The organism is Sphingorhabdus sp. (assembly GCF_044239005.1).
Classification (GTDB): Bacteria; Pseudomonadota; Alphaproteobacteria; order Sphingomonadales; family Sphingomonadaceae; genus Sphingorhabdus_B.
This window is the reverse complement of record NZ_JBIICH010000078.1, coordinates 1-10,730: the sequence shown is the minus strand read 5'-3', so window position 1 is coordinate 10,730 and position 10,730 is coordinate 1. Positions and strand designations below refer to the sequence as shown.

Below are 10,730 nucleotides of genomic sequence, written 5' to 3'. Positions count from 1 at the left end.
ATATTGTTCAAAAAGGGTCATCTTCGTGCCTTGAAAAAAGCGCGTATCAACGCGTTACATTATACCGCAGCTGATCTTCGGTCAGCTGGAACCCGATAAGCATTTCAAAGCTTGATCGGACGACCGCAGCGCGCACTTCAGTGTCCGCCATGGGGTCAAGCGCCGCATCGGGATCACCCGGCTTGCGCTTCTTGGTAATTTTTTGCACGATTTCGGCCGGCAAGCTCGCCGATGCCTTGTCGATATAGCTTGCCGCTTGCGCGCTGGCGGATGCCCGTTGCTGGCCATCGGCAAATTGCACGGTCACTTGGCCAACGCGCTTGGCGATAACGGCGCTGTTGCCCTGCACCACGGTGGTGAAATAAGGCAAAGTCACTGTCCGGCTGCCTTGCGTATCGCTGCGCCGCGCCTGAACATCGAAACTTGCTTGTGAAAAAATCTTGTCGCCACTGTCGTTGCACGTCGGGCGGATGTTCGTAATCGATGCGACAATATCAATTGCGCTCGCATCCTGGCTGTCGGCCGGGTTGAACAAGGTTATGTCGCCCGTACCATCAGGAACGGCAACCGCAGGGCAGCCCGAACGTGTGACGTTCACGCCCACACCAGCACCGATATCAAGGTCGCCTTCGCGCGAACAACCGGCCAAGGTTGCTGCGACAATGCCGAAGGTCAGGACTTTGGCGGCAAATTTCATATAGGCTATCCTTGGCATAACAGTGCATGGGTTGCGGGTACGTCGCTGGCATTGGTCCTTATCCGCCCATCGCCTGACGTGCAACAGGGGAAAGGTCTTGGCGGATGCGGCCTGTTTAACTAAAGGACATTGCCGATGACTGAACAAACGATCTCCAAGAAACCCCTCACGCTGCTTCTCGCGGCACCACGCGGTTTTTGCGCTGGCGTGGACCGCGCTATCAAGATTGTCGAGCTCGCGCTCGAACAACATGGCGCGCCTGTATATGTGCGCCATGAAATTGTGCACAACCGCTTTGTCGTCGACAGTTTGAAGGCCAAGGGCGCGATATTTGTCGAGGAACTGGATGAAGTGCCCGATGGCGCGCATGTGGTATTTTCGGCGCATGGCGTTCCTAAATCGGTCCCCGCAAATGCACAGCAACGCGGCCTTGCCTATTTCGATGCCACCTGCCCGTTGGTGTCAAAGGTGCATAAGCAGGCCGAACGGCAGGTGGAAGCCGGCCGGCACATCATTTTTGTGGGGCATGCAGGCCATCCCGAAGTCATCGGCACATTCGGCCAAGTCCCCGCAGGCGCGATGACATTGGTGGAAACCGCAGAGGACGCCCGCAATCTTCAGCCGGCCGATGCCGACAATCTTGCATTTCTGACGCAGACGACCTTATCCGTCGACGATACGTCGGAAATCACATCCATTCTTGAAGCACGCTTCCCGAACATTGTTGGACCGAAGGGTGAGGATATTTGCTACGCGACATCGAACCGGCAAGAGGCGGTAAAGGCGATTGCGGACAAATGCGAACTCGTCATCGTCATCGGTGCGCCAAACAGTTCGAACTCGCTACGCTTGGTCGAAGTCGCCGCGCGTTCGGGTGCGAAAGCGCATCTTGTGCAGCGCGCCGACGATATCAGCATGAACTGGTTTGACGGTGTGGACACGCTTGGCCTGACGGCAGGCGCATCTGCCCCTGAAATATTGGTCCGCGAAATCATCGATGCGCTTGCCGCGCATTTTGACATCGACGAACAGCAGGTCACAACCGCCGAAGAGAGCATCACCTTTAAATTGCCACGCGAACTGGCCGGCGCGGCGGCCTGATTTGGCCGTTTATACGCAATTAGGGCCTGAACAGGTCGGTGCCTTTTTGGCGCTTTATGATGCAGGTGAACTGGTTTCGCTAAAAGGCATTGCCGAGGGCGTTGAGAACAGCAATTTCTTCGTCGAAACAACGCAAAGCCGCTTCATCCTGACCATTTACGAAAACCGCGTGGATCCCAAGGATCTGCCGTTTTTCTATGCGCTGCTGAAACATTTGCACGAAGCGGGGTGCAAGGTTCCGCGGTTTATGTCGGACCGCAACGGCAATTGGCTGCAGACCATCGCTGGAAAGCCGGCCTGCCTGATCGAATTTCTCAATGGCGTGTCGGTCACCGAACCATCGGCGGCACAGGCGCACTCCACCGGCGCGGCGCTTGGGCAAATGCACAAGGCGCTGGCGGACTTCACGCTGTCGCGGCCCAACAGCCTTGGCATTTCTGCATTCCGGCCGCTTGCCATGCGCTGCACCGCGCAAGGTCTGGACGACATTTCCGAAGGCCTAGCTGCGCGGATATTTGCGGAATGCGATTATCTTGAGGCGCATTGGCCGACCAATCTTCCCGTGGCGGCGATCCATGCGGACCTGTTTCCAGACAATGTCCTGATGCTGGGCGACAATGTCACTGGTCTGATCGATTTCTATTTCGCCTGCTCCGAAATCCGCGCCTATGACCTTGCGGTCACGCACAGCGCATGGTGCTTTTCGGGCGATGGCAAAGTCTTTGACGCAGATGTGAGCGCGGCCATGTTGGCGGGCTACACCAAAGCCGTGCCGATGGATGCCGCAACGCGCGACGCCTTACCGATATTGCTGCGTGGGGCATGTTTGCGGTTTACATTAACGCGGTGTTACGACTGGATTAACACGCCTGCCGATGCGCTGGTCACACGCAAGGACCCCTTGGCATTCCTGCGGCGGCTGGAATATTACAGCGACCCCCATCAGGTTGAAGCCCTTTTGGCCCAATTGCCATGAAACAGATTGAAATTTTCACCGACGGCGCGTGCAAGGGCAATCCCGGGCCGGGCGGCTGGGGTGCGATCATCCGTTATGGCAAGCATGAAAAAGAAATTGCGGGCGGCGATCCGGACACCACCAACAACCGCATGGAAATGAGCGCGGTCATTCAGGCGCTGAACGCCCTTGTCGAACCATGCAGCGTCAAACTGCACACCGACAGCAAATATGTTATCGACGGCATCACAAAATGGATCTTTGGCTGGCAACGCAATGGCTGGAAAAACGCATCGAAACAGCCGGTGCGCAATGCCGACCTATGGCGTGAGATGGTCGCAGCGATGGCGCGGCATCAGGTGGAATGGATTTGGGTCAAAGGGCATAATGGCCACCCCGAAAATGAACGCGCAGACCGGCTCGCCAGCGATGCGGCCGATGCTGCCGGCAACAAGGTTGCGATAGGCTAGTTAAAAACGCCTGGGCGCATAGAGCGCGGCATCGACGCGGTCGGGCGCTATTATGGCATCGTTCAACAACGATCCCGCCAGCTGCGCTGCGGCAGGTGCCGTCTGAATGCCAAAGCCGCCCTGCCCTGCAAACCAGAAAAACGCATCATGCGCCGCATCGCGGCCAATGACGGGCAGCCGGTCAGGCGCAAAGCTACGCAAGCCGGCCCATTTGCGTTCGACCCGGCGGATGTCCCAGTCGACAACCTGCTGCAGCCGATCAATGGCAAGCGCGATGTCCAGCTCTTCAGGTGCGGCATCGCATGCCGGTGTTGCAGTCTCGTCATGCGGGCTGAGCCACAAACGTCCGCCCGCATCTGGCTTGAAATAGAAACTGCCATCAAGGCCAATAACGAGTGGCAGGGCCGCAGGCACATCGGGTGCAACCGCCAATTGCGCAATCGTCCGCCGATAGGGTTGAATGCCCAAGGGAGCAACGCCCGCCATCTGCGCCACATGATCGGCCCATGCCCCTGCGGCGTTGACGATGATATCGGCGGTGCAAATCAGGCTGCCTGCTTGAATATGCCACATGCCGTCGCGCCACACGGCACGTTCCAGCCGGCTGTTGCAATGTGGCTGTACGCCCTGCTTGCGCGCTTGGCGCAGATAGGCGGCGTGGAGCGCGGCGACGTCAATATCGGCACAGGCCGCTTCCCATAGCCCCGTCGTCCATCCGCTGCGCAGACCGGGCACATGTCGTTCCAAATCCTTGCGATCGCTGCGTTCAAAATGCACGCCGCTTGAGGCGAACTCCGCCAGCATAGCATCCGCCAAAGGTTGCTGCTCTGCCGTGCCAATGTGCAGCCCGCCGCGCGGGGACATCAATGGACCATCGTGAAAATCCTTGGGCGGGTTCGCCAGAAATGGGCCCGACGCCGTGGTCAGCGGTTGAACGTCCGGGCCACCATAGCATTCCACCCAGAACGCGGCGGACCGGCCCGTGGAATGATATCCCGGGTGCGCCTCCGCCTCAATCAGGACAACCGACTGATATGCAGACAGCTGTGCGGCAAGGCTTGCCCCGGCGATGCCTGCACCGATTATGGCAATGCTAAAATCGCTCATGGCCGGGGTGCGTGCTGGTCCAAAAAGGCGTCGATGCGTTTCAGGCACTGGTCGCGCACGCCATCTGCCTCGCGCAGCAGCTCATGCGCGGCCTCTTTGCCGAAAATCAGCGTTTCAGCATGCGGCAGCCTTTTGCTGTCTGCGATCACCCGCTGTGTGCTGACCAATTGATCCGCCGTCGTCGCGAGCAACAGGATTGGCGTTTGCACCGCCTCCAGCGCGCCGGGTCGTTCCAGCAAGCGGATCGACGCCATGGCGCGTTCCACCCAGTGCCAGCTTGGCGGCCCAAGCTTTACCTCAGGACGCAGCGCCCACCACGCGACCTCATCTTCGTAACGGTCGTCGTCATGCGTCAGCATTTTGCCGCGCATGCTCATCGGCGATAATGGCTTTTCACTGACTTTCCATGCGGCTTGCTTGCCCTTGCCCAATGCCACAATCAATTTGGCAACGGCATGGTTGAGCGCAAGCGGCAGGCCGCCCGTTTGAATGCCCAGCATCGGCGCGCTCAGCGCCACCGCGTCGGGATCCATCGTCTTTTCCACCAAAGCGCGCATCGCCAGTTGCCCGCCCATGCTGTGCGCGAGCACAACATGCGGCGCTGGCGTGTCGCGTTTCCATGCGTCCCAAAATGTGCCCAGATCGGCGATCCAAGTCGCGAAATCGTCGATATGGCCGACTTGGGGATCATCCAGCAACCGGCCCGAAGCACCCTGCCCGCGCCAGTCGATGGCGGTAACATGCCATCCGGCATCGGCAAAATAAGCCAATGTTTCCAGATATTTTTCGTAATGATCGCCGCGCCCTGGCAAGAATAACAAGGAACCACGCGGCGGGGTCGACGCCTGCCAATCAATCCGCCGGATCGGCCAACCATCGGCGGCGTGCCACATCGTCTCTGCGGCATTGGCCGGAATTGCGCGGCGGTTCATCGGTGTTTTCGGTGCGTGCATGGTTACTTTTTGGTAATCTTTCATGGTTAATGCTGTGCAGATGACCAGTGAAACTCTCGCTTACGCAACCCTTGGCGGCTTGGCAATTGCGCTGTTGGTATCAATCTACACCGACATCAGATACCGTCTTATTTTCAACAAGATAACCATCGCGATCGCACTTGGCGCGCCATTATTCTGGCTGGCCAGCGGCGGGTTTAACCTCACCGACATCAGCGTGCACCTACTCACCGCAGCGATTACATTCAGTGTCTTTGCGGTCGCGTTCCATTTCGGCGCGATGGGTGGCGGCGATGTGAAGCTTTTTGCCGCGTTGGCATTGTGGTTCCACTGGGTCGAGGTCATCCGCCTCGTCTTATACGCATCGATCATCGGCGCGGTGGTCACCATCATTTTCCTCGCGATTCACAAATGGAAACGCGGCGAGGGCCGCGCGCGGATTCCCTATGGCGTGGCGATCGCGCTGTCCGGGCTTTGGATCATCGGTGAACGGATTTTTAACCATTTTACATGAAATAGCATGGTTCGATCAGGGGACCTTTCAGGGGACAATAGGTAATGGATAGGAAAAAAGTCATATTGCTGGTGGCTGCGCTTTTAATCGCGGCAGTGACCGCCCTTATGGCGCGCAGCATGTTCAACGGTGCATCTGCTCCCCAATCTACAGCGGCCGCCGCGCCGGCCCCCGTGCCAGCCGGACCCAAAGTCCTCGTCGCGACCAAGGCATTGCCCGTTGGCACGATCATCACCGCCGACAGCGTGCGCTATCAACCATGGCCGAAAGAACTGATCGAAGCCGCCTATTTCAAAGAAGGGGACGGTGGCGCCTCGATTGACAGCCTTGTCGGCACGGTCGTTCGCAACGCCGTGACCGCTGGCCAGCCACTGACCCAAGGTTCCATCGTTAAGCCCGGTGATCGCGGTTTCCTCGCCGCTGCGCTTGGACCTGGCATGCGCGCCGTGACGGTGCCGGTGTCGGCATTGACCGGTGTTGCTGGCTTTGTCTTCCCCGGCGACCGTGTTGACCTTGTGCTCACACAAAATGTCGAAGCAAGCGCTGGTCCGCCGTTGAAGGTTTCCGAAACCATCGTCCGCAACCTGCGTGTGCTGGCGACCGACCAACGCGCAACCCCTTCCGTCGATGAGAAGGGCAATACAGTCGTCTCTGAATATAAATTGGTGACGATTGAAGCGACCCCACGCATTGCGGAGAAGATTACGGTCGCGCAATCAATCGGCACCATCAGCCTTTCCCTGCGTTCGCTAGCCGACAACGCCGCCGAACTGGAACAAGCGCTAGCCTCTGGCGATATCAACATCCCCGAAGGTGCAACCGTAGATCAGGAGCGGGCGATCATGCGCCAGCTGGCACAGCGGCCATCCGCCACCAAAAGCAGCTATGCAACCGGCGGCGATGTCTCGCGCTTCCAACGCAGCAGCATGCCCGAACAAATGCCATTGGCGGTCGCAGCCGAACAGGCCCGCACGCAAAAGCAAGTCGAGAAAATTATGAAGGGTCCAGTGGTCCGTGTGTCGCGTGGCGGCAATGTGACCGAAATCGACATTAGCCGGAGATAATAACAACATGGCACGTTTCACCACATTCAAATCGGGCCTTGCCGCCGCGGCTATGACCGCAGCTATCGGCACCACCGCCTTAGTCGGCACGTTGGTCGGGATGCCAACAGCAGCGTCGGCGCAAGCCACAAAAGATGGCAAGGTGCTCATCTTGTCTATCGGACGTGGGCAACAGGTCAATCTGGGTTCAAACATCACCGACGTGGTGGTCGCGGACCCAACCATCGCCGATGTCGAGGTGAAGACCGGACGCCAGATCTACATTCTGGGCAAGGGCCCCGGCGAAACCACGGTTTACGCGACCGATGCCGCTGGCCGCACGGTGTATCAGGCAACGGTCCGCGTCGGCAACAATATGGACTCGATTTCGCAAATGCTGACGCTGGCGATGCCCGATTCAAAGATTGTTGTTACCACGATGAATGGCGTTATCCTGCTGACAGGAACCGTCAACCAACCCGAAGAGGCGGCTGAAGCCGAAGCTTTGGTAAAGGCGTTCACCGGCGGAAACACGCAAGTCGTAACCCGGCTGAAAAACGCGACGCCGCTGCAAATCAACCTGCAGGTCCGCATTGCTGAAGTCAGCCGGTCGCTGATGAAGGAAATTTCGGGCAACCTTAAGACCCGCGATCATGGCGGGACAGGCATTCTTGGCGGCGTGTATCAAGGACGTGACATCGCGGAGATCACGTCGGTCACGAACCCGGATAACCTGCCTGTTTTAGATGCGTCGGCGCTATTTGGCCTGCCCGCAAAATCAATATCGCTTCCGTTCAACCCGGCGACCGGACAATTTATAACAAGCCCATATACGCAGTATAAATTTAAGGTTCCTGCGGGCACAAATGTGCTGACGGCGGCGGGTCGCTTGTTTGGCTTGGATGTGGCCGCTGCCTTCGATCTATCGGAAAAGGCAGGCCTGAGTTCAACCTTGGCCAACCCCAATCTGACAACGGTATCCGGCGAAACGGCCGAATTTCTGGCGGGCGGCGCGTTCCCAGTGGTGACATCGTCGAACAATGGCACCAACGTCGAATATAAGAATTATGGCGTCAACCTGACCTACACGCCAACGGTGTTGTCGGATGGCCGCATTTCGCTGCGGGTGCGATCGGAAGTCTCGGACATTTCATCGCAAGGTGCCGTGCGCTTCGGCGGTCTTGAAGTGCCGGCAACTACAACGCGAATGGCCGAAACGACGGTGGAGCTTGGTTCGGGTCAAAGCATGATGATCGCTGGATTGTTAAGCAACACAATGGGCAGCTCGGTCGACAAGATGCCTGGAGCGGGTGACCTTCCCGTGCTTGGCGCGCTGTTCAAATCGAATGGTTGGCGGCGTAACGAAACCGAACTGATGATCGTCGTCACGCCCTATTTGGTGAAACCCGTATCCGATAGCGAGATTGTTTTGCCGACCGACGGAATGCATTCGCCAAATGACCTTGAACGCATTTTGCTGGGCAAAGTGACAAGCAACAAGGACGAAAAAACCCGCGCCATGCCAACTATTGCGCCAACCGTGTCCAATGGGCCAGCACTGGTATCCGTGACCGACGCACCCGCGCCATTGGCCAAGAAAGTCAAATCGCAAACCTCCGCGACCGTTCCAAGCGGCCCCGGTTTCAGCTTCGACAAATGACCGTCCGTTCAAGGAGACAAGATATGCAAAAGGTAACAATCCTGATCGCTGCAAGCCTTGGCTTGGCCGGTTGCGGCACATTGCCAACCAACACATCCATGTATTCGGTGCACCAGCCTGTTGTCGAGCGGACCAATTACGCCATCGACCTTGCCTCCGACGGCGATGGTATCGGCAGTGCCGACCAGAAGCGCTTGAACGAATGGTTTGACGTGCTGGACCTTCGTTATGGTGACCGCATTGCAATCGATAGCGGCGATGGCTTTGGCAACGAAGGTGCCGCCCGCGACGTCCGCGCAGCCGCGGCAGAACGCGGTATCATGGTCACACAGGGGGCACCGGTAACGCCCGGCATAATCGCACCGGGCAACATTCGCGTTGTTGTCACCCGATCCCAAGCATCGGTGCCGTCCTGCCCCGATCATCGCACGCAAGGCCAAAACTTCAATGCAGGTAACAACAGCAATTACGGCTGCGCCATAAATTCCAACCTTGCTGCCATGGTGGCAGACCCCGAAGATCTGGTGCGTGGACGCGATAACAAGCGGCTCGACAGCAACAGCGGTAACGCAGCGGTAAACGCTTACAAGACAAAGGCCGGAGGCAAATGATGAACGCTCCATGGAAATCCGGTAACTCCGGAACGCGCGACCCGATTAACGCTTATGTCTGCGACGACCTCACGCTGGATGTCATTCGCGCTGTGTGTGAGGAAATGGGCTGGAACCAGGACAAAGTCTATAAAGGCGGCCTGCGCAACGCCATTCAATCACTATCTGTTTCCGCAAGCCCGCAAATATTGCTGGTCGATTTGTCGGAATCGGGTGATCCGATCAGCGACATCAACAGTCTGGCCGAAGTGTGCGAGCCCGGAACAATCGTCATTGCGGTTGGTCAGGTGAATGACGTTCGCCTCTACCGCGATTTGTTGATGTCCGGTCTGCAGGATTATCTGTTGAAGCCACTGAGCCCTGACGCGCTACGCGATTCATTCGCCAATGCACAAGCCGCGTTGACCGCACCGAAAGCCGATGAGGGCAATGTGGACCGGCCACATGTGTCGACCGCCGTCATCGGAACCCGCGGTGGCGCGGGCGCGTCCACCGTCGCGGCATCACTGGCATGGGCATTTTCGCAAGTACATGGCCATCAGACAGGCTTGCTCGACCTTGATGTGCACTTTGGCACAGCTGCGCTTGCGATGGATTTGGAACCCGGCCGCGGCTTGACCGACGCCATTGATAACCCAAGCCGCATCGACGGATTGTTTATCGAACGCGCCATGATCAAAGCCAATGAACGTCTGTCGATCTTGTCCGCAGAAGCGCCGATGAGCAGCCCGGTATTGACCGATGGATCGGCCTTTTTCCAGCTGCAGGAAGAATTTCGCGCCGCGTTCGAAAACACCGTCATCGATATGCCACGCAGCATGCTGATTGCGTATCCGCATCTTATGAACGACGTGAATATTGCGGTTGTTACAACCGAACTGACGCTGGCTTCAGCGCGCGACAGCATCCGCGTTTTGGCATGGCTGAAACAAAATGCGCCGCAATGCAAAGTGCTGGTCGTCGCCAACAATGTTCAACCAGCGGTCGTCGAAATCAGCCGTAAGGATTTTGAAAGCACAATCGAACGCAAGATCGACCTGCTGTTGCCAGCGGACCCCAAGTCGGCGGCGCAAGCGGCGAAACTGGGCCAGCCAGTTGTTGAAGCCATTCGTGGAAGCAAGCTTTCCACTGGCATCATATCTTTGGCCGAAATCGTTGTTAGCAGCTTTGCAGACATGGCTGACGCGGCGCCTGCGGATGCCAAGATCCCACCGAAAAAGACTGTTTTTGCCAGTTTCAAATCGATGTTGAAAACGAAGTGAAGCGCGCATGGGACCAACCAGGACATAGGTAGCAGAGCGGATGACAATGCAGGCATTTATGATCGCGGCTGGAACAATCTTGTTCTTTGTTCTGGTGGCACTCGCCTTTGCAGGGCCCAATAGCGGCAAGGCGACGACACGCCGTCTTAGCGCTATCAAAATGCGGCATTCGGACAGTGCCGACGCACGCGTGGAACAGCAAATGCGCAAGGTGGTTGCTGCGCGCCGCCCGATCATTTTCGCCGACGGCCAGCAGATCAATTATGCCGATAAGCTGCGCTTGCGCCTGGCGCAAACCGGTAAAAAATGGACGTTGCAGCAATATATGTACGCTTCGGGCGGACTTGCTTTTGTCAT

The 10,730-nt window shown here is 57.7% G+C and carries 11 protein-coding genes and 1 pseudogene; 9 read left to right on the top strand and 3 right to left on the bottom strand.

Annotated features, from left to right (window positions below):
* Positions 1 to 46: 46 nt before the first annotated feature.
* Positions 47 to 697 carry a hypothetical protein gene (locus ACILQA_RS07430; RefSeq protein ID WP_395629118.1) on the bottom strand — a complete coding sequence of 217 codons (651 nt, stop codon included), beginning with the start codon at positions 695 to 697 and terminating at the stop codon, positions 47 to 49.
* Positions 698 to 832: 135 nt separating this feature from the next.
* On the opposite strand from ACILQA_RS07430, the gene ispH reads away from it, so the two are divergent.
* The 3 genes from ispH to rnhA are packed head-to-tail and all read left to right on the top strand — an operon-like array spanning position 833 to position 3,223.
* On the top strand, positions 833 to 1,798 hold the full coding sequence (gene ispH / locus ACILQA_RS07425; RefSeq protein WP_395629117.1) for a 4-hydroxy-3-methylbut-2-enyl diphosphate reductase: 966 nt from the start codon (positions 833 to 835) through the stop codon (positions 1,796 to 1,798).
* Between the two features lies 1 nt (position 1,799).
* Positions 1,800 to 2,774, top strand: coding sequence for a homoserine kinase (gene thrB, locus ACILQA_RS07420; protein WP_395629116.1), 975 nt, complete (start codon positions 1,800 to 1,802; stop codon positions 2,772 to 2,774).
* Positions 2,771 to 3,223 carry a ribonuclease HI gene (rnhA, locus tag ACILQA_RS07415; RefSeq protein WP_395629115.1) on the top strand — a complete coding sequence of 151 codons (453 nt, stop codon included), beginning with the start codon at positions 2,771 to 2,773 and terminating at the stop codon, positions 3,221 to 3,223. The genes thrB and rnhA overlap by 4 nt, the downstream gene beginning before the upstream one ends.
* Here rnhA and ACILQA_RS07410 read toward each other — a convergent pair whose 3' ends face one another.
* Complete coding sequence (locus tag ACILQA_RS07410; RefSeq protein WP_395629114.1) at positions 3,224 to 4,330, bottom strand: NAD(P)/FAD-dependent oxidoreductase; 1,107 nt, start codon at positions 4,328 to 4,330, stop codon at positions 3,224 to 3,226.
* Positions 4,327 to 5,307, bottom strand: a complete 981-nt coding sequence (locus ACILQA_RS07405; protein WP_395629113.1) for an alpha/beta fold hydrolase — start codon at positions 5,305 to 5,307, stop codon at positions 4,327 to 4,329. Before ACILQA_RS07405 ends, ACILQA_RS07410 begins: the two co-directional genes overlap by 4 nt.
* Positions 5,308 to 5,323: 16 nt before the next feature.
* On the opposite strand from ACILQA_RS07405, the gene ACILQA_RS07400 reads away from it, so the two are divergent.
* The 6 genes and pseudogenes from ACILQA_RS07400 to ACILQA_RS07375 all read left to right on the top strand — a co-directional run.
* Positions 5,324 to 5,797 (top strand): prepilin peptidase, encoded by a 474-nt coding sequence (locus ACILQA_RS07400; RefSeq protein WP_395629112.1) that lies wholly within the window; start codon positions 5,324 to 5,326, stop codon positions 5,795 to 5,797.
* A 44-nt stretch (positions 5,798 to 5,841) separates the two neighbouring features.
* Complete coding sequence (cpaB, locus tag ACILQA_RS07395) at positions 5,842 to 6,861, top strand: Flp pilus assembly protein CpaB (RefSeq protein WP_395629111.1); 1,020 nt, start codon at positions 5,842 to 5,844, stop codon at positions 6,859 to 6,861.
* Positions 6,862 to 6,868: 7 nt separating this feature from the next.
* Positions 6,869 to 8,500, top strand: a complete 1,632-nt coding sequence (locus ACILQA_RS07390) for a type II and III secretion system protein family protein (RefSeq protein WP_395629110.1) — start codon at positions 6,869 to 6,871, stop codon at positions 8,498 to 8,500.
* 23 nt (positions 8,501 to 8,523) lie between these two features.
* Complete coding sequence (locus ACILQA_RS07385) at positions 8,524 to 9,111, top strand: CpaD family pilus assembly lipoprotein (RefSeq protein ID WP_395629109.1); 588 nt, start codon at positions 8,524 to 8,526, stop codon at positions 9,109 to 9,111.
* The gene (locus ACILQA_RS07380; protein WP_395629119.1) at positions 9,111 to 10,373 is read left to right on the top strand and encodes a pilus assembly protein CpaE; all 1,263 of its coding nucleotides are present in this window, start codon (positions 9,111 to 9,113) and stop codon (positions 10,371 to 10,373) included. The genes ACILQA_RS07385 and ACILQA_RS07380 overlap by 1 nt, the downstream gene beginning before the upstream one ends.
* Before the next feature lie 46 nt (positions 10,374 to 10,419).
* Positions 10,420 to 10,730, top strand: a pseudogene (locus tag ACILQA_RS07375) (pilus assembly protein TadB); the annotation flags it as partial.